We start from the raw sequence: 18327 nt of genomic DNA, 5'->3' as shown, positions 1-18327 counted from the left end.
TGATCTCCAGGACTGCCGCTAACCTCATGATCAACACGAGTGGGTGGGGGCGGGGTCAGGGGGTCAGGCGGTCGGTGTTGAGGCGGGGGCGGAGGACTTCGGGGACCAGGACCGAGCCGTCGGGCTGCTGGAACTGTTCCAGGATGGCCGGGAGGAGGCGGCTGGTGGCCAGGGCCGAGCCGTTGAGGGTGTGCACGAAGCGGGTCTGCTTGCCCCCCGGCTCGCGGTAGCGGATCGCCGCCCGGCGAGCCTGGTAGTCACCGCCCCAGGAGACCGACGAGACCTCCTTGTACTTCCCGGTGCTCGGCATCCACACTTCGATGTCCAGCGTCTTGCGCATCGAGGCGCTGGAATCGCCGGCCGCGAGCAGGCTGCGCTGGTAGTGCAGGCCCAGCCCCTCGACCAGGCTTTCCGCGTGGCTGACCATCTGCTCCAGCGCCGCGTCGGCCTGCTCGGGCAGGGTGAACTGGAAGATCTCCACCTTGTTGAACTGGTGGCCCCGTACGGTGCCCCGCTCGTCGGAGTGTGAGCCGGCCGCCTCGCGCCGGTAGCACGGGGTGTACGCGAAAACCTTCAGCGGCAGCTTCGCGGTCTCCAGGATCTCGTCCTGGTACGCACCGAGGATCGCCGTCTCCGCCGTCGGCAGCAGGAACTGCCCGCGCGGCGCGGACTGCTTGTCCAGGTGGTAGACGTCGTCATAGAACTTGGGGAACTGGCCGGCGGCGAAACCGGCGCTGTCCAGCAGCAAATGCGGCGGCAGGAGGAACTCGTACCCGGCCTCGATGTTCCGCTCGATCAGCCAGTTGATCAGCGCCCACTCCAGCCGGGCACCCAGCCCGGTGTACATCCAGAAGCCGGAGCCGCCGAGCTTGACCCCGCGTTCGTGGTCGACCAGACCCAGCATCCGGCTCAACTCGACATGGTCACGGACCTTCTCGATGGCCGGTGGCGCACCGAAGGTCTTCACCACCCGGTTGGCCTCCTTACCGCCGGGCACCACGTCCTCGGCGGGCAGGTTGGGCAGCTCGCTCATGGTGGTGCGCAGCCGCGCCTGCACCTCGTCGAGTTCCGCCTCCAGTTCGGCGACCTGCTTCCGACCGGCCTCCGAGGTGACCTGCGGCTCGACACCGGCCCGTTTCGCCTGCGCGTACGCCCGGGCCTCGGCCTTGCGGCGCTGGCGTTCCCCGTCGATCTCCGTGATCAGCCGGCGGCGCTCCCGGTCGAGCTGCTGGATCTCCTCCAGCGCCCGGTCGACCTCGGCGGCGTCCAGCCGCTTCGCCAGCGCGGTCGCCACCGCGTCGCGATCCTTCCGGATCAACTCCATGTCGAGCATGCTGCTCCGTACGCCTCCGTCCGGGCTCGGGTGGACCTCCAGATGCTACCGTCGCGCCCGAATCGCCCCGCCTCCCGCACCCGCCACCCCGGATCCGGCGGTCAGAGCCGGATCGGCATCAGGACGGAGAAGGCGGCCGGGTCGTCGGGGCGGCGGATGGCCAGCGGGGTGACCGGGCCGTCCAGTTCCAGCACCAGGCGCGGGCCACCCGCCGCGTGCAGGGCGTCGAGCAGGTACTCCCCGTTGACGCCGACCCGCAGCTCGACCTCGGCCCGACCGGTACCGCTGTCGGCCAACTCGTCCGGGCCGAGCAGGCGTAGCGGGTCCCGGCCACCCAGCCCCAGCACGGTCACCGGCAGCGGACCGCCCCCATATTCACGGGTCACCGTGGGGGCGCCGGAGCGCAGCGCGGCGACCAGCCACGGCGCGTCGACCGGCACCCGGCGGGCCGGCGGACCCGTCGTCCCCGGCAACAGGGCGTGGTAGTCGGGGAAGTCGTACGGCAGGGTCGTCACCCGTAACCGACGCCGGGCGACGTCGGCGACGACCTGCCGGCCGACGAGCGTCAGTCGCACCTCGCCGGTGGCCGCCTCGCCGGACAGCCGGCGCAACCGGTCGACGGCGGCCACCGGCAGCAGCGCCCGCACCGCCGGACCGCGTACCGCCGCACCGGCCGTCGCCACCGCCATCCGGTGCCGGTCGGTCGCCACCAGCCGGACACCCTCGTCGGTCACGTCGAGCAGCACACCGGCCAGCCCGGGCAGCGCCGGGTCGGTGCCGACCGCGAACCGGACGGCGTCCACGGCGGCGGACAGCTCCTGCCCGGCCAGGACGAGCCGGGTGACGGGCGGTGCCTGGTCGGCGGCGAGCAGGCGACGGATCCGGGCGGCCTCGGCACGCGCCTCGGCCAGCCCGTCCGCCAGCCGTCCGAGGTGCGCGTCGAGCAGGCGGTGCACCACCGGAGGTTCCGCGCGTACCGCCCGGGCGATCTCGGCGACCGGCAGGCCGATCCGACGCAGCCCGGCCACCAGCTGGGCCGGGGCCAGCTGGGCGTCGGCGTACCAGCGGTACCCGGTGACCGGATCGACCCGGGCCGGGACCAGCACCCCGGCGGCGTCGTAGAACCGCAGTGCGCTCACCGTCAGCCCGCTGGCCCGGGCCAGCTCTCCGATGCTGCGCAGGTCACTGTCCACGACCCGATCCTGCCCCCTCGACCTGGTCGAGGGTCAAGCCCGACCGGCACGGGGGTCAGGACGGCGCCGTTCCTTCGGCCAACGTCCGGAAGGTGATGCCGGCGGCGGTGAGTCGGTGCAGCAGCGCGTCGCCCATCGCGGTGACCGGCGTGACCTGACCGGCGGTGACCGGCAGGTCGTCGCGGGCCAGGCAGAGCGCCGACTCGGCGAGCATCTTCGCGGTCTCGTCGTAGCCGGGGTCACCGCCGGCCACCTCCGTCACCACGCGTCGACCGCCGCCGACGCCGACGAACCGCACCGTGAACCACGACTTCGCCCGCTGCTCGGCGCTCGGACCCTGCCCGGAGGCGAGCCGGCCGAGCAGCCAGCGTCGGGTCGGCGGCAGCTTCACCAGCCCGACCACGGCACCGAGCCCCGCGCCGGCGGCCAGCACCGTCGGCAGCCGCCGCACCGCGGCGAAGTGCCGGTAGCGGAAATCCGGACCGTACTCGGGGCGGGCCGCCGCCGAGCGGCGGACCACCTGCGGGTCGATCGTCGGCAGCGGCACCGCCCAGACCGGCAGGTCCCGCGAACGGGCCAGCCGCCCCGGCACGGCCCGGACCCGGCGGTCGGTGGGGCGAGGCTCGGCGGCGAGGCGTTCGCGGGCCGCCCGCGACGCCTCGGCGGTACGGGAGAAGGCGGTCAGCGCCGAGTGGTACGTACCGGCGGAGAACCGTCCGCCCGCACGTACGTAGCCGTCCACGGTGATCGCGGCGTCGGCGGGGAGCTGTTTGACGGTGAACCAGACACCGAGGTCGTGCGGGATCGAGTCGAAGCCGCAGGCGTGCACCAGCCGGGCGCCGGTGCGTACCGCCTCGGCGTGGTGGCGCAGGTACATCCGGTCGACGAACTCCGGCTCGCCGGTGATGTCGAGGTAGTCGGTGCCGGCGGCGGCGCAGGCGGCCACCAGCGGTTCACCGTGCTGGACGTACGGGCCGACGGTGCTGGCCACCACCCGGGCGTCGGTGGCCACGGCACGCAGCGAGGCGGGGTCGGTGACGTCGGCGGTGAGCAGCGGCAACCCGGCCAGCGACGGATCGATCGTGGCCAGCTGGTCCCGGACCGTGGCCAGCTTGTCGGGGTTGCGCCCGGCGATCGCCCAGCGCAATCCCGGCGGCGCGTGCCGGGCCAGATAGCGTGCGGTGAGCCCGCCGGTGAACCCGGTCGCCCCGAACAGCACCACGTCGTACGACCGTTGGGCAGCCATCCCGCGATCATGCCATCGTCGGCGTCGGTCCGCCCGTCGCCGGTCACTGCGGGGTGAACACCGCGCGCACGCACTCCTGCGGCCGGTCCCGGAACAGGGCGTACCCCTCGGCGGCCCGGTCCAGCGGGAAATGGTGCGTGGCCAGGTACTCGGTACGCAGCTCGTCGCGCGCCATCCGGTCCAGCAGCATCGGGATGTGCTGCTGGCCGTGCTGGCGTCCGCCACGCACGGCCAGTCCCTTGTGCACCACGGCACCGGCCGGGAACGCGTCGACATGACGGACACCGCCGTTGAGCACGAAGACGCGGCCACCCTTGCGGCAGGCGTACACCGCCTCCCGGACCGCCTCCGGCAGCCGGGCGCGGCCGGTGAACCGGTCGGCGAGCGACCGGTGTTCCCCGGCGGGACCGCCGACCGCCTCGACGCACACGTCCGGCCCGCGACCACCGCTGAGATCCCGCAGCTGTGCCGCGACGTCGGCGTTCCGCCGGTCGATGGTCTCGGCGCCGACGTGCTGCCGCGCCATCAGCAGCCGCGCGGGGTGCCGGTCCACGACGACCACCCGTTCGGCGCCCAGCAGCCAGGCCGCCCGGGCGGCGAGCTGACCGACCGCGCCCGCTCCCCACACCGCCACCACGTCACCGGGCCGCACCTCGCCCGCCTCGGCACCCAACCAGCCGGCCGGTGCGGCGTCCGAGGCGAACAGGGCCCGGTCGTCACCGACGGACTCCGGCACCGGGAACGCTCCGACATCGGCGTAGGGCACCCGTACGTACTCGGCGTGGCCGCCGGCGAAGCCACCCGCGGCGCGGGGCTGGCCGAAACAGCCCGCCACCGGATGACCCCACTCCGCCTCGCTCGTGCTCGGATCGGTGCTGCCGTTGTCGCAGCACGACGGCAGCCCCTGCCGGCAGTACCAGCAGGCACCACAGGCCACCGACGCGCAGACCACCACCCGGTCGCCGATCCGGTGCCGGCGTACCGCGGCACCCACCTCGACCACGTCGCCGAGGAACTCGTGGCCGAGCACGTCGCCGGCGGCCAGACCCGGCGCCTGACCGGTGAGCAGCGGCAGGTCGGCGCCGCAGGTGGCGCTGCGCCGCACCCGGACGATCACGTCGTGGTCGTTGCGCAGCTCCGGATCGGGGACCTGGCCTACGGCCAACCCGCCGTCGGCGGTCCAGCACAGCGCTCTCACGGTGACCGCCCGTCCGTCGGCGGTGGGAAGGTGCCGACCGGCACCACGGGCCCGCGCTCGCCCGGCACACGGTCGGCACGCAGCACCTCACCGGTCTCGGCGAGCTGCTTGACCTGCCACAGCGTCCGCCGTACCAGCAGGCCGGGATCGTCGCCCACCAGGTGCGCGGCGAGCCCGGGCCAGGCCGCGTGCGGCCGTGGCCGAGCCGCCAGTTCGGTGCCCCGGCCGCCCGGCGCCCGCCGCACCGCGACCTCGACGGCACCGTCGAGGCGGCGCAGCGGCTCCGGCCAGACCGCGGCGGGCAGCACCTGCTCCGGTGGCCGGTCGATCGTCACCACCTGCCAGCCCGGGGCGCGCCGGGCGGGCCGGGCCCGCCGCCGAAGGACGGCGGTACGCGCGGCCCGGACCGCCGCCACGCCGAGAGTGCCGGCCACCGCGACAACTGTCCCGACCCGTCCCACTCGTACCTCCAGCCCCCGCTCCCGACCGTGTCGTCCCATGACACCGAGCGGCGTCGGCGGTTGATTCGGTGGGATCCGCGACGCGTCCGCCCAGCTCATCGCCAGTGTCGCCACGTTCCGGGTGAACCCGGTTCCCCCGGAAGGGGTGAACCGACGCGGGTCGGGTAACCGCCCGCCGCAGGACCGGGGGAGGAAACACGCGTCCGTGGGGGTGGGCCGGATGCCGGATGACCGCAGCACCGTCCGGGTCGACACGGCGGTCCGAGCACCGGGCGGCCCACCCCTGCTGGCCTCCCGGCTGGCACCCGCCGTGCCGGGAGAACCGATGGTCCTGCGGCCCCGGCTGGCCCGGTTGCTCGACGACGCGGTGAGCCGCCCGGTCACCCTGCTCCGGGCACCCGCCGGCTGGGGCAAGACCACGCTGCTGGCCACCTGGCGGGGGACCCGGCAGGAGGCTGACCCGGGCACCCCGATGCCGGCCTGGGTGTCGGTCGAGGCGGGTGACGACCCGGACCGCCTCTGGTCGTACCTCGGTGCCGCGCTGCGTTCCGTCGTGGACCCGGCGGAAACGCCGCTGCCCGACCGGGCGCCGCGCCCGGACGAGTTGGAGATCCTCGCCGCCGCCCTGGCCGCCCGGGACCGGTCGGTGGTGCTGATCGTGGACGACCTGCACCGGATCACCGAACCGGCGGCGCTGGCCGGTCTGGAGTTCCTGCTGCGCCACAGCGAGCAGCGGCTGCGGCTGGTGGCGGCCGGACGGAGCGGTCCGCCGCTGGCGGTGCACCGGTTGCGGCTGGCCGGGGAACTGACCGAGATCGGTCCGGACGACCTGGCTTTCACCGGCGACGAGATCGCCGACCTGCTCACCGCACACGGGGTGGCGGTACCGGCCGCCGCCGTGGCCCGGCTGCGGCAGCGGACCGGGGGCTGGGCGGCCGTGCTGCGGATCGCCGCACTCGCCCTGCGCGAACGACCGGACCCGGAGCGGTGGATCAGCGAGCTCGGCGCCGACCAGCCGGAGATCGCGGGTTATCTGCGGGCGGAGCCGTTGGCCGGGTTGGCGCCGGGGGACCGGGAGTTGCTGCGCCGAGCGGCGATTGTCGACGCCGTCTGCGCGGATCTGGCCGCCGCGCTCAGCGGTGCCACGGACGCCGAGGAACGCCTGAGCACGCTGGCCGCCGACAGCGGGCTGCTGCACCATGACGGCGGCCGGCCGCTCTGGTACCGGTGTCATCCGCTCGTGGCCGACCTGCTGCACCGCGAACTGACCCGGTTGCCCGTGGACGAGCTGCACGACCTGCACCTGCGGGCGGCCGGCTGGTACGCCGGCAACGGCCGGCCCGCCGCCGCGTTGCGCCACGCGCTCGCCGCCGGTGACTGGACGGCAGCCACCGACCTGTTCGTGATCCAGTGGCCGGAACTGATGCCCTACGAGCGGCCGGCCGGCGTCGGACCGGCGCCCTCGCCACCCCCGCCGGAAGCGGTGGAGCGCGACCCCGAACTCGCGCTGGCCTGCGCCGCCGAACGCGCCCTCGACGGCGACGTCGCAGCGGCCGTGGCCTACCTTCGGCAGGCCGGCGGACACACCCGACGGTTGCCACAACCGCGTCGGGCCCGGTTCGGTCGGCTGGTCGCCGCGGTCGAACTCACCCTGGCCCGGTTGGCCGACGACCCGCAGACCGTACGCGCCGCAGCCGCCGACCTGCTCGCCACGGACGGCGCACATCCGACCGGCGACCGGCAGGTCGGTGGTGCCGTCGTCGGCTCCGACGCGCCGCCAACCGGCGGCGGTGTCGCCGGGATGCGCGGCCACGCCGGTGAGGACGCCGACGTGCGGGCCGTCAGCGGTGCCGCGTTGGCCCTGCTGGCGCTGGACGACGGCGACCTGACCGGCGCGGCGAGCGGTTTCGCCGAAGCTCTGGTGGCCGCCCGTGCGGCGGGACGTCCACGCACCGAGCTGGTCTGCGCCAGCCGATGGTCGCTGGTCGCGGCACTGCGTGGGCACCTGCGCGCCGCGGAGGAGGCGGCCCGGGCGGCGCTCGCCCTGCCGTCCGGGCAGGGCTGGGCGGCGTTGCGCGACTGCGGGTACGCGCAGTTGGCGCTGGCGGTCGTGGCGCTGCACCGGGACCAGCCGGTGGAGGCCGACGCCCACCTGGGGCTGGCCGCACCTGCCGATGGCGATCCGGTGCCCGGCGCGGTCGCCGGTTGGTGCCGCGCGTGGCTGCGTCACGACGAGGGTGAGCTGAGCGTCGGTCACCGGCTGCTGGTGGAGGCCCGCGCCGGGTGGGGTGCGCGCGGTGGTGAGCTGGGCTCGTTGTTGCGCGCGGCCGAACTGGATCTGCACAGCGCGCGGGGTGACGTGCAGACCGCCCGGGAACTGGCCGGCGACCGGACGACCGAGCCGGCGACCGGCGCGTCAGCGGCGCTGGCCGTCGCCGCGGCCCGGACCGAGCTGCGGGCCGGCGACCCACGTGCCGCCGACCGGCTGCTGCCGGACTGGACCGCCGCACCGGCGGCCGACTGGCCGCTGCCGGTGCGCCTCGACGCCGCGCTGCTGGCCACGGTGCTGGCCGTCCGGGCCGGTGACGACCGTCGGGCGGGTCGGATGTTGGAGCAGGCGCTGGACCTGGCCGCACCGGACGATCACCGTCGCCCGTTCCTGCGGGCCGAGCCGGGAGTGCGGGAGCTGCTCGCCGTCCATCTCGACTCCGGCACCGCCCACTGGTCTCTGGTGAGCGACCTGGTACGCGCCGCCGACACCCCGGCCGCGCCGACGGGCGGCGGCGGCACCGCCGACGCGGTGGTGGCACCGCTGGACGAGCCGCTCACCGAGCGGGAGCTGACGATCCTGCGTTACCTGCAGAGCATCCTCTCCAACGTGGAGATCGCGGCGGAGCTGTCGGTCTCGGTCAACACCGTCAAGACCCACGTCCGCAACATCTACCGCAAGCTCGACGCGACCCGCCGCCGCGACGCCGTCCGCCGCGCCCGCCAACTCCATCTCATCTGACCCGCCCCACCCTGACCCGCCCCACCCCGCGACCGTCTCGTCGATCATGAGGTTGTTGTCCCGCCGTTCGGCGTGGCGCGACAACAACCTCATGATCAACCTGGGTCAGGGGGCGGCGGCGGCGTCGACGGCGGCGAGCAGGGTGGTCGGGGCGAAGTCGGCGTCGTGGCGGATGTCGTTGATGAAGAGGGTGGGGGTGGCGTCCACGCCGCTGCGAATGGCGCCGACGAAGTCGTGCCGGATCCGGTCGCCGTGTGCGTGGCGTCCGATCTCCGCCTCCACCTCGTCGACGGGCAGGCCGAGCTGCTCGACGCCGAGCGTCAGGTGCACCGGATCCAACTGGTCCTGGTGGTCGTAGAGCCAGTCGTGCATCTGCCAGAACCTGCCCCGCCGCCCGGCGGCCTCGGCGGCCTCGGCGGCCCGCTCGGCGTACGGGTGCACGTTGGTGATCGGGAAGTGGCGGTAGACGTGCCGGACGGTGTCGGCGCGCTGCCGCAACACCTCCGTCAGGTTCGCGTGGGCCAGGCCGCAGAAGGGGCACTGGAAGTCGCCGTACTGGACGATCGTCACCGGTGCGCTGTGCGGACCACGGATGTGGTCGTGCTCCGTGACGGGGGTGCGCAGTCGCGCGGTGACCTGCAGGGGCGTGGTCAGCTGGTCGGTCATATCCCCCAGCCTCGGGCCCGGTCGGGTGAGCGCGGCTCACCCGACCCGGGTGGTTCCGCCACGGCTCAGCGCAGCACCGGGGCGACCGCGATGTGGTTCTGCACCTCCCGGATGCCGGGAGCGGACCAGACGACCCGTTCCACCTCGGCGCGTTCCGGCATCGAGTGCACCAGCCCGCCCAGCAGCACCGTGTCGCCGTGCACGCGTACCGTCACCTGCTCGGCGTCGGTGGCACGGTTGCGGGCCAGCGCGTCGACGATGCGCCGGGCCAGGAGGGCACCGTCCGGGCGTACCGGCGGCCGTACGGTCATGCCGTCGCTGACCCCACGTACGCCGTTCAGTTGGCCGACGGCCCGCTCGGCGGCGCGGCGCTGGTACTCCCACTCGACCTCGCCGTGCAGGGTGACCCAGCCCTGGGAAACCGTCACGTCGAGCGCGTCGACCGGCACGAACGCCTGCCACTGCAGGGCGTGCTGGACCGCGGCGGCGATCTCCGGGTCGGTGCGTTCGGCACCGGTCACCAGTCGCACCGCGAGGTCGTTGGCCACCGCCCGCACCTGCGTGACCCGGTGCGCGGCACGCTCCGCCGCCCACTTCTTGGCGTAGCTGTCCACCCGCCCGGTCAGCGTCACCACGCCCTCGGTGACGGCCACCCCGATCTCGTGCGGCCGTACCCGGGGCTCCCAGCCGAGTTCGTCGAGCACCGCGGACTGGATGTCCTGATCGGTGCGGTTGATCGTCGAGATGCTGGCCATCGGTCACTCCCTTCTCCGCAGGGGTGGGCGCGGATCGCGCGGCAGGGCCGCCGCGGAACGCACGCCACCGTGGCGCGGTGCGGCGCCGCCACCCACGCGCTGCTGACCCGCGCCGGGTCCGGCGCAGGCAGGCCCGGGCGCAGAACCCGCACCGGGTCCGGCCCAGGCAGGCCCCGGCGCTCAACCCGTGTCGGGCTCGGCAGGCCAGGTCCGCCACGACCGAGCCTGGTGGGTCTCCGGATGAGGCTGCCTCACCCGGATCGGACGAGGGACGGCGTCGACGCCCCTGCCGGCGGCCGAGACAGGTCCGTCGACACACGGTGCGCGGGCCGACGTCCGCGCTCCCCGGGGCAAGAAGCGAGGGTGCCGGCCGGCAGCACGACGGGCCCCGCCCGGCCTGGTCGGTCGGTGGGGCCTGTCGTCACCGGATGCGTCAGTTGACGGGAGCGGTGGGGTCGGCGGGGGAGTCGGGGCGGTCCACGTCGACGAACTCGATGTCCTCCATGGCCCGGTCACGACTTCCGGCGGCGCGTGCGGCGGTGCCGGCCGCCCAGCCGACCGCCGCACCGACCAGGGCGGCGCCGATGAGCAACGTCCACGGCAGCGCCGGCCGCCGTCCGGCGAGCGCGTCGAAGGCGAGACTGGCGCGGTGCCGGGCCTCCTCGGCGGCCGACTCGACCAGGTCTCCGGCGTCACCGGCGAGACCGGCGGAGCTGTGGCGGGCGGTGCGGGCGGTGTCGCGGATGCTGTCGCCCGCGCTGTTCACCGCTGAGACGAGGTGTTGCCACGCCTGGTCCGCGATCCGCTCCGGCTTGCTACGGCGGTCCAGCAGATGTGTTCCGAACATGATGGTTCCCTCCTCGACAGAGCCGGAGCCGGTGCACGCATCAGCTGTCGGCGGCGTTGTCCGGCCGGTGGCGGTTCGCATCGGAGGCTGTGCCCCCACCGGCCCGGCCGCAAACCCTCAGCTGCTGACGTCCGGCCCCGAGGAATCGGCGCGTGCTCCGGGCGTGCTCCGCATGGGGCTCGCCGGCAGGGTGGGGTCAGCCGGTGACCACCGCCACCACCGCCGGCCGGGCGAAGTCGTCGTCGTCATCGTCGTCGTCACCGTCACCACCGCCGAACCCGCAGGCCAGCACGAGGGCGAGCAGGGCACCGACACCGGCGAGCGCGGCGAGTCTGCGAAGCATGATGGTCCTCCCGTCATAGGGGTCACCCGTGATGCTAGGCACACCGTGCCACCCTCGTCCGCCGCGCGCAGGTCAGACCGGTTCTCTCGGGGCACGCCGGCACCGATGGGAAACGACGGGAATGGCCTCGGCCCGCTACCCTGGTTCGGCGGCGTCGGCGTGGCCGAGCGCCAAGTGATAAAGCCAATAAAGTTCGGATATGGGCGATTTACCCTGCCCCTGTCCGTGAATTGCTCATCCCGAGGGGTGGCGACCGAGGTGGTTGAAGGAATACTGTCGGTCGCGGCCCGCGTACTGATGAGGCGCCCGTCGTACGGGCGAGTGGAGGTGCTCGCGTGAGCCTGTCGATCCTGCAGACGGTTCGGCCCGGTGGTGTCATCGAGATCGCCCCTCGGGGCGAGATCGACGTCGACACCGCGTACGAGGTGAAAGAGGCCATCGCCGAGGTGCTGGCCAAGGGGCGGCCGGCCCGGATCGAGCTCAACATGCGGCTGGTCACCTTCATCGACTCGGTCGGCATCAGCGCCATGGTCGCCGGTTTCCAGACCGCCGAGGTCAGCGGAGTGAAGCTGATCGTCACCGAGCCGAGCCGGTTCGTCCACCGGCAGCTCTGGGTGACCGGTCTGCTCGGTCTCTTCGGCGCGCCCGAGCCCTACTACGCCGGGGCCGCCACGGCCTCCGAGGCAGTCCCCGGGGCCTGACCCGCCCCGACTGGCCGACGGGAGCGGATCACTCCCCGTCGAGGCCGGACAGATCCACGTCAGCCACCTCGGTGACCGCCCGCACCGCGGTCACCGAGGCGTAGCCGTCGGCGAGCAGGGCCAGGTCCGTGCCGGGCTGTACCGCCTGGCCCGGCTCTTCCAACGACGTGCGGACGAAGCCGTGTCCGGACTCGGCGACGGTCATCTGCACCTGGCCGAAAGTGGCCAGGGTGGCCCGGCGTACCCCGCGCAGCCGACCCAGCGGTAGATCCGGCGAGTTGACGTTCAGGACGCTCTCCGTCGGCGCCGCGGTCAGCCGGGGCAGCAGGTCCAGAGCGACCCGGGCGGCGGTGGCCCAGTTCCGTTCGGCGTCGCGTACCCGGGCGGCGGCCGCCACCGCGGCACCGCCGCTGGCCGCAGTCGCCTCACCGGCCGAGAGCACGTCCAGCGAGACCGCCATTGCCCGGCAGCCGTTCGCGGCGGCGGTGAAGGCGGCTCCCACCGTGCCGGAGTGCAGCACCGCGCGCCCCGCGTTGGCGCCCCGGTTGATTCCTGACAGCAGCACCGACGGCGGCGGTCCGAAGGCACCGTGTACGGCGATGAGCGCGATGAACCCGGGTGAGCCACCGACGCCGAACGCCGGCACGCCGTCGAGTTCCGGCAGCGGATGCTCGCGGACCACCACCTGCCCGTCCTGCTCCACCGCGCTCATCGCGGCGCTGGTGCCGCTGGCCTCCTCCAACGGGGCGGCCACCACCACGTCCAGGCCCCGGTCGACGGCCGCCCGGGCCAGCGCCTGGATGCCCGGCGCGGCGATCCCGTCATCGTTGGTGATCAGGACCCGTAGCCTCACCGGCCACCCGCCCGTTGCGCCAGCTCGTCGGGGGTGGTCCGCTCCTGCGGACGGCTGCCCGCCGGTTCGAGTCGGACCCGGTCGACGAGGCCGTTGATCGAGTCGAGTCGGCCGGTGCCGAGGCCGTGCCGGGTGACGTTGAGTGCGCCGGCCGCCGCGCCGGTACGGATCGCCGTGCGCACATCGCCGCCCCGGGCCACCACGGCGGCGACCCCGGCGGTCATCGAGTCGCCCGCCCCGCGGGGGTCGGCCGCCTCCAGGCGCGGCATCCGCACCGTGAACACCTCGCCGTCGACGAGTGCCAACGCGGGCTTGTCGGCCCGGCTGACCACCACGTTCTCGGCACCGGAGGCGTGCAGGTCGTACATCGCGCGGGTGAGCTGTTCCTCGTCGTCGCCCTCGGCCCGCCCGTCGGCGATCAGCTCCTCGTGACTGACCTTGAGGAAGAAGACCCCGCTTTCCAGGACGGCCGTCAGGTGCTCGCCGCAGAGGTCCACCACCACCCGGCCGCCGTTGGCGCCGAGATCGGCGGCAAAACGCCGGTAGAGGTCGGCGGGGACCAGGGACGGATGGTTCGGGCCGCTCAACACGCTCACCGGCGCGCGCAGGCCCTCGCCGAGCGCGAGGTTGTACAGCTCGTCCAGCTCGTGCCGGCTCAACGGTTGGCCGATCACGTCGACGACCTCCCGACGGGTACCTTCGCGACGGTCGTGCACGTACCCGCCGGTGCCACCGGAGTCGCGGGCCACCACCTTGAGGTCGACCCCCTCGCTGACCAGCAACGGCTCCAGCACCTGCCCGACCTCGCCCCCGAGTGCCGCGCAGAGCACCACGTCGACGCCGAGGGACAGCACCATCCTGGCCTGCCACACCCCCTGCCCGCCCGGGTGCAGGTGCAGCTCCGGTGCGTCGCTCGGCTGGTCGATGGTGACGGTCAGCAGCGGGGTCGGCGCGAAGATCATGACGCGGCCGCTCATGAACGCACTCCGTGGTCCGTACCGTCGCCGGGCCTGGCGATTCGCTCGTCCATGGGCGTTCCTCCCGCTAGCGGACAAATACCGCTTACTGGTACGACGGTATCCAACGAGACGCGTCGACGCGCGCCGAAGGGACGGTGCCCGGCCGGCCGACGGAAAAACGCAACGCCGGGTGAACCGCTCGTGAAGAGCGGTTCACCCGGCGCGACGAGGAGGTCAGTACACCGACAGGTGAACGTGGTTGGTGTGGTCGCTGGACGGGTCACCGCGGGCACCGCTGTACGACTTCCAGCCGCTGCTGGGCAACCAGATCTGCCTGTACCAGATCACGTAGAGCACCGCGAGCCGGTCGGCGTTGTTGACGAAGTACGCCGCCAGGTTGTTGCCGTAGGTCCGGTCACCTCCGGTCGCGTCCCCGCCGAAGCCCTTCTTCTGGGCCGCGAAGTCGCAGGCCCGACCCTTCGGGTGCTCGCCCGAGCCGCCGGAGCGGTAGCAGGAGACGTACCGGGTGAAGCCGGCCGACTTGGCCTGCTTCAGCGCGTGCAGGGTGCGTGGGGTGATGCAGCCGTTGGCCGGGGTGGGGTCGTTGACGCTGCACGACTCCGAGGGCCACGACCCGTCGGAGTTGCGCGGAGCGGGCTTGGCGGTGGGACTCGACCCGCCGCTACGCGACGGTGACCGGGCGGCCCGTTCGGCGGCCCTGGCCCGCTCGGCCGCCTCGTCCCGCTCGATGGCCACGGTCAACGCCCGCTCGGCCTGGTCCTTGCGCTTGGCCATCACGGCCACCTGCTTGCGCTGTTCCTGGATCTCCGCGTCCAGGGCCAGCTTGGTGGCGCTGACCTCGTCCCGGGCGGTCTGGAGTTCCCGCAGCGCACGGTCCTCATTGGCGGCCACCGCGTCCAGCGCCGCCGCCCGGTCCATGAAACCGGCCGGTGACCCGCTGTTGAGCAGCGCCGACGCGGCACCCAGCCGTCCGGTGCGGTACGCCTGCGCGGCGATCTCGGCGACCTTGGTACCGCGCTCGGCGACCTGGCTCTCGGTCGTCTTGAGCTGCTCGGCCAGCTTCTTCTGTCGCTTCACCGAGCGGTCGAGCGCCGTCTTGGCGTCGAGATAGCCCTTGCTGGCCGCCTCCAACTGGGCCCGTAGTGCCGGGGTGCCGCCCTCGTCGTCCACATCTCCCGGTGCCGCCGCGCGCAACGCCTGCGGTGCGGCGGTCGCTGGGGAGAAGGGAGCCAGCGCGACGCCGAGGGTGAGGGCGAGCGCGGCGGCGATCAGGGCCGCCGTACGGGCGGCCGGTCTTACCGTTGCCACTGCTGGCATGCACATGTCCTTCCGTCAGCCGCCGACCGGGTTAGCTGACGGGTTCGGGACGGAAGATCCCTACCGCTGGCGCGGATACACCCCAGGAACGTGGTTCCCCGGTTCGCCCTGGCGGGCGATTAGGCGGCGGCCGCCGCCGGCACCGGTGGGTGCCGCCTGGCGGTGGCCGGGTCAGAGCCTACCGGTGCGCACGTGACCGGTGCAGCTGCTGTTACTGCTGGTGTTCGGTTGTTGACTAGTAGACCAGAGCAAATCGGACAATAACCTACTTTTCTCCGATTGGCCTGGTCACCACCGCACCGCCCCGCAACCCCCGGGGTCGGTACGCGGCTCGACCTGGAGGGTCGCGTGTTCGATCTGGAAGTCCTCGTGCAGCGCCGAGCGGGCCGCCGCCAGGACGGTGCCGACATCGGCGTCCGGACTGACGGTCAGGTGTGCGGAGGCGACCTCCATTCCGGAGGTCAACGTCCAGACGTGCAGGTCGTGGACGCCGGCCACGCCCGGTACCGCGGCCAGCCGGTCGTGCACCGCGGTGACCTGCAGGTGCTCCGGTGCGGCCTGGACCAGGATGCGTACCGCTGCCCGGCCCAGGCGCCAGGTGCGGGGCAGGATGAACACGGCGATCGCGACCGCCACCAGCGGATCGGCCCACCACCAGTCGGTCACGGCGATCAGCAGGGCGGCCGCGATCACGCCCAGCGAGCCCAGCAGGTCCGCCAGCACCTCCAGGTAGGCCCCCCGCAGGTTGATGCTCTCCCGCGCCCCCGGGCGCAGCAGCGCGAACGCGGCGACGTTGGCGAGCAGGCCGAGCGCCGCCACCACCAGAACCGGGCCGGCGAGCACCTCGGGCGGATCCCCGAATCGACGTACCGCCTCGATCAGCACGTACACCGCGACGCCGGAGAGCAGTACGGCGTTGGCCAGGGCCGCGAGCACCTCCAGCCGGTAGAGCCCGAAGGTGCGTTGTGGGTCGGTGTCGGCCCGCCGGGTGGCGGCCACGGCCGCGAGGGCCATGCCGATGCCCAGCACATCGGTGAACATGTGCCCGGCGTCGGAGAGCAGGGCCAGCGAACCGGTCCGCAAAGCGGTGCCTGCCTCGATCAGCATCAGGGCGCTGAGCAGGGCGAACGCCGCCCACAGCCGGCCGGAGTGGCGGTGTGCGGCGTTTGAGACCGCAGCGTGGTGGTGGTCATGGCCGGCGCCCACCCAGACACCTTGCGTCGTCAGGCGGGCCGGGGACGGACCTATGCCAACATCGCTATGAGTGCAAGCGTCGGCTCGCGACTCAACCGGTCGGGTCGACGGTGGTCAACCGCTGGGTGGCCCGGGACAGCGCGACGTAGAGAGTACGGACACCGGCGCCGGGCTCCGCCCGGATCTCCGCCGGGGCGACCAGCACCACCCCGTCGTACTCCATGCCCTTGGCCTCCAGGCTGGTCACCACCTGCAACCGATCGCCGCCATGGGCTCCCAGCCAGGCCGCGACCTGGTCCCGTCGCGGCACCGGCGTGATCACCCCGACGGTGCCCTCCACCTCGCCGAGCAGGGCGCTGGCGGCCGTCACGACGGTGGTCTCCAACTCGGGCGCCGGCACCACGAGCCGCACCGGATCGACCCCGGTGGAGCGGACCGCGGTGGGCAGCGCGAGATCGGGGTACGCCCGCCGGATCTCGGCCGCCGCCACCGCGAAGATCTCGGCCGAGTTGCGGTAGTTCGTGGTGAGCGTGAAACGGTGCCGACGACGGCGACCCAGCGCCTGGTCGCGGGCCCGGGCCAACTCCTGCGGATCCCCCGTCCACGCGGTCTGCGCCGGGTCGCCCACCACCGTCCAGGACGCCAACCGGCCGCGCCGGCCCACCATCCGCCACTGCATCGGTGAGACGTCCTGGGACTCGTCGACCACCAGGTGGGCGTAGTCGCGGTAATCCTCGGGGCGCTCCCGGGCGGCCTGCCGGGCGGCCCGCTGCCGGTCGGCGAACGTGCTCAGCTCGCGTACCCCACCGGCCAACTGGAACGGGTCCCGCTTCCGGCGGGCAGCGCGCATCGGCTTGCCGAGCAGCGCGTCCAGCTCGTCCAGCAGCGCGACGTCGGCGACGGTCAGACCATCCGTGGCCAACCCCCGGTAGGCCGAGCCGAGCAGCCGGATCTCGGCACCCGAGAGCAGTCCCGCGCCGTACCGGCGCAACCGCTGCGGATCGGCCAACCAGGCGAGCACGTGCCGCGGATGCAGCCGGGGCCACCACGCCTTAAGAAAGTCGCGGAAATCGGTCCGGTCGATCAGCTCGTCCTCGAAGGCGCGCTGCTCGGGCAACCCGGCGATGCCCAGCCGGCGGGCCTGCGCCCAGAGCGCGGCGAGCACGCCGTCGAAGCCGGCCCGACGCACCTCGTTGCGCCGGGCGCCACGAGGCAGCGCCCGCTCCCGGATGGCGTCCAGCTCGGCCCGCTCCAGCCGCAGCAGCGTGCCCCGGTACAGCAGGCGCAGCTCGGGCGGGGCGTCGGGCACCGCGTCCCGGGCGGCCCGTTCCAGCACCCGGCGCATCCGCAGCGAACCCTTGACCGCCGCCACCTCGGGCGGATCGGTGCGGGTGGCCACCACCCCGGGGAACAGGGTGCCCAGCGAGTGCAGGGTGGCGGTGTCCTCACCAAGCGACGGCAGCACCGAGGCGATGTACTCGACGAAGACGGAGGAGGGGCCGATCACCAGGATGCCGCCCCCGGCGTACCGGCTGCGGTCGGTGTAGAGCAGGTATGCCGCGCGATGCAGCGCCACCGCCGTCTTGCCGGTGCCCGGGCCACCGGAGACGATCGTGACTCCCGAGCCGGGGGAGCGGATCGCCTCGTCCTGCTCGCGCTGGATGGTGGCCACGATGTCCCGCATGCCGCGACCGGTGGTCCGGGACAGGGTGGCCAGCAGCGCGCCGTCGCCGACCACCGGCATGTCCGGTGGGGCGGCGTCCGGGTCCAGCAGGTCGTCCTCGATCCGGGTGACCCGCTCGCGGCTGGACTGGATCGTGCGGCGCCGGACGACGCCGAGCGGCTCGGCCGGCGTCGCCTGGTAGAAGGCGGCGGCGGCCGGGGCCCGCCAGTCCACCACCAGGGTGGTGGCGTCCTCGTCGCGGATACCGAGTCGCCCGACGTACAGGGTCTGCCCGTCCCGCAGGTCGAGGCGGCCGAAGACCAGCCCCTCGTACTCGGCGTCGAGCAGGTGGCGTCGCTGCGCGGCGTGGAAGACCATCGCGTCCCGCTCGACGAGCGCACCGAAGTTGCCGACCCGGGCGAGCCGGTAGCCCTCCCGCTCCGCGCGGACGGCGGATCGGCGCAGCTCGGCCAGTCGCGCGTACACCCGGTCGAGATGCCGTTGCTCGGCGGCGATCTCCTGATCCAGGGTGCTCTGGTCCACCGCTCGCTCTCCTCGTGACGCCGC

Annotated in this window: 16 protein-coding genes and 1 riboswitch; of the genes, 2 read left to right on the top strand and 14 right to left on the bottom strand. The window is 73.6% G+C overall.

The features are described from left to right. Positions 1-55: 55 nt before the first annotated feature. The 5 genes from serS to O7597_RS03245 all read right to left on the bottom strand — a co-directional run bounded on the left by serS (position 56) and on the right by O7597_RS03245 (position 5470). On the bottom strand, positions 56-1333 hold the full coding sequence (gene serS, locus O7597_RS03265; protein WP_281581974.1) for a serine--tRNA ligase: 1278 nt from the start codon (positions 1331-1333) through the stop codon (positions 56-58). Positions 1334-1434: 101 nt separating this feature from the next. Then, positions 1435-2514: a MerR family transcriptional regulator gene (locus O7597_RS03260; protein ID WP_281583177.1), complete on the bottom strand. Its 1080-nt coding sequence runs from the start codon at positions 2512-2514 to the stop codon at positions 1435-1437. A gap of 67 nt (positions 2515-2581) precedes the next feature. Continuing rightward, positions 2582-3772 (bottom strand): saccharopine dehydrogenase NADP-binding domain-containing protein, encoded by a 1191-nt coding sequence (locus O7597_RS03255; protein ID WP_281581973.1) that lies wholly within the window; start codon positions 3770-3772, stop codon positions 2582-2584. 43 nt (positions 3773-3815) lie between these two features. Next, positions 3816-4970 (bottom strand): alcohol dehydrogenase catalytic domain-containing protein, encoded by a 1155-nt coding sequence (locus O7597_RS03250; protein WP_281581972.1) that lies wholly within the window; start codon positions 4968-4970, stop codon positions 3816-3818. Next, complete coding sequence (locus O7597_RS03245; protein ID WP_269737667.1) at positions 4967-5470, bottom strand: hypothetical protein; 504 nt, start codon at positions 5468-5470, stop codon at positions 4967-4969. The genes O7597_RS03250 and O7597_RS03245 overlap by 4 nt, the downstream gene beginning before the upstream one ends. Before the next feature lie 181 nt (positions 5471-5651). On the opposite strand from O7597_RS03245, the gene O7597_RS03240 reads away from it, so the two are divergent. Further along, positions 5652-8441 (top strand): LuxR C-terminal-related transcriptional regulator, encoded by a 2790-nt coding sequence (locus tag O7597_RS03240; protein WP_281581971.1) that lies wholly within the window; start codon positions 5652-5654, stop codon positions 8439-8441. Positions 8442-8546: 105 nt separating this feature from the next. Here the strand turns inward: O7597_RS03240 and O7597_RS03235 are convergent, their stop codons facing one another. The 4 genes from O7597_RS03235 to O7597_RS03220 form a co-directional block, all read right to left on the bottom strand. Then, a complete protein-coding gene (locus O7597_RS03235; RefSeq protein ID WP_281583176.1) occupies positions 8547-9095 on the bottom strand; it encodes a thioredoxin domain-containing protein in 549 nt (182 codons plus the stop codon). Between the two features lie 77 nt (positions 9096-9172). Further along, complete coding sequence (locus tag O7597_RS03230) at positions 9173-9862, bottom strand: BON domain-containing protein (protein ID WP_164449347.1); 690 nt, start codon at positions 9860-9862, stop codon at positions 9173-9175. A 433-nt stretch (positions 9863-10295) separates the two neighbouring features. Further along, positions 10296-10709, bottom strand: coding sequence for a hypothetical protein (locus O7597_RS03225; protein ID WP_164449346.1), 414 nt, complete (start codon positions 10707-10709; stop codon positions 10296-10298). Between the two features lie 196 nt (positions 10710-10905). After that, positions 10906-11052: a hypothetical protein gene (locus tag O7597_RS03220; protein ID WP_281581970.1), complete on the bottom strand. Its 147-nt coding sequence runs from the start codon at positions 11050-11052 to the stop codon at positions 10906-10908. A 335-nt stretch (positions 11053-11387) separates the two neighbouring features. On the opposite strand from O7597_RS03220, the gene O7597_RS03215 reads away from it, so the two are divergent. Further along, a complete protein-coding gene (locus tag O7597_RS03215; RefSeq protein ID WP_164449344.1) occupies positions 11388-11753 on the top strand; it encodes an STAS domain-containing protein in 366 nt (121 codons plus the stop codon). 28 nt (positions 11754-11781) lie between these two features. On the opposite strand, the gene O7597_RS03210 is transcribed toward O7597_RS03215, so the two are convergent. From O7597_RS03210 to O7597_RS03190, 5 genes are all read right to left on the bottom strand, one after another. Continuing rightward, entirely contained in the window at positions 11782-12606 is an 825-nt protein-coding gene (locus O7597_RS03210; RefSeq protein ID WP_281581969.1) for a 5'/3'-nucleotidase SurE, read from the bottom strand. After that, a complete protein-coding gene (locus tag O7597_RS03205) occupies positions 12603-13583 on the bottom strand; it encodes a PfkB family carbohydrate kinase (RefSeq protein ID WP_208021003.1) in 981 nt (326 codons plus the stop codon). Before O7597_RS03205 ends, O7597_RS03210 begins: the two co-directional genes overlap by 4 nt. 216 nt (positions 13584-13799) lie before the next feature. Further along, the gene (locus tag O7597_RS03200; RefSeq protein ID WP_164449342.1) at positions 13800-14903 is read right to left on the bottom strand and encodes a hypothetical protein; all 1104 of its coding nucleotides are present in this window, start codon (positions 14901-14903) and stop codon (positions 13800-13802) included. 4 nt (positions 14904-14907) lie between these two features. Further along, positions 14908-15039, bottom strand: a riboswitch (cyclic di-AMP (ydaO/yuaA leader). Positions 15040-15191: 152 nt separating this feature from the next. Beyond that, entirely contained in the window at positions 15192-16109 is a 918-nt protein-coding gene (locus tag O7597_RS03195) for a cation diffusion facilitator family transporter (RefSeq protein ID WP_281581968.1), read from the bottom strand. A gap of 79 nt (positions 16110-16188) precedes the next feature. Next, on the bottom strand, positions 16189-18303 hold the full coding sequence (locus O7597_RS03190) for an AAA family ATPase (protein WP_281581967.1): 2115 nt from the start codon (positions 18301-18303) through the stop codon (positions 16189-16191). Between the last annotated feature and the right edge of the window lie 24 nt (positions 18304-18327).

Origin of the sequence: Verrucosispora sp. WMMC514 (genome assembly GCF_027497295.1) — a bacterium.
GTDB lineage: Bacteria > Actinomycetota > Actinomycetes > Mycobacteriales > Micromonosporaceae > Micromonospora > Micromonospora palythoicola.
Note: the sequence above shows the minus strand (reverse complement) of the source record. Positions and strands in the feature narration are given on the sequence as shown.

Excerpts from the sequence above, each read along its gene's own strand:
- serS (WP_281581974.1), bottom strand. The coding sequence starts at position 1,333 with ATGCTCGACATGGAGTTGATCCGGAAGGATCGCGACGCGGTGGCGACC.
- O7597_RS03255 (WP_281581973.1), bottom strand. The coding sequence starts at position 3,772 with ATGGCTGCCCAACGGTCGTACGACGTGGTGCTGTTCGGGGCGACCGGG.
- O7597_RS03245 (WP_269737667.1), bottom strand. The coding sequence starts at position 5,470 with ATGGGACGACACGGTCGGGAGCGGGGGCTGGAGGTACGAGTGGGACGG.
- O7597_RS03240 (WP_281581971.1), top strand. The coding sequence starts at position 5,652 with ATGCCGGATGACCGCAGCACCGTCCGGGTCGACACGGCGGTCCGAGCA.
- O7597_RS03230 (WP_164449347.1), bottom strand. The coding sequence starts at position 9,862 with ATGGCCAGCATCTCGACGATCAACCGCACCGATCAGGACATCCAGTCC.
- O7597_RS03225 (WP_164449346.1), bottom strand. The coding sequence starts at position 10,709 with ATGTTCGGAACACATCTGCTGGACCGCCGTAGCAAGCCGGAGCGGATC.
- O7597_RS03220 (WP_281581970.1), bottom strand. The coding sequence starts at position 11,052 with ATGCTTCGCAGACTCGCCGCGCTCGCCGGTGTCGGTGCCCTGCTCGCC.
- O7597_RS03205 (WP_208021003.1), bottom strand. The coding sequence starts at position 13,583 with ATGAGCGGCCGCGTCATGATCTTCGCGCCGACCCCGCTGCTGACCGTC.
- O7597_RS03200 (WP_164449342.1), bottom strand. The coding sequence starts at position 14,903 with ATGCCAGCAGTGGCAACGGTAAGACCGGCCGCCCGTACGGCGGCCCTG.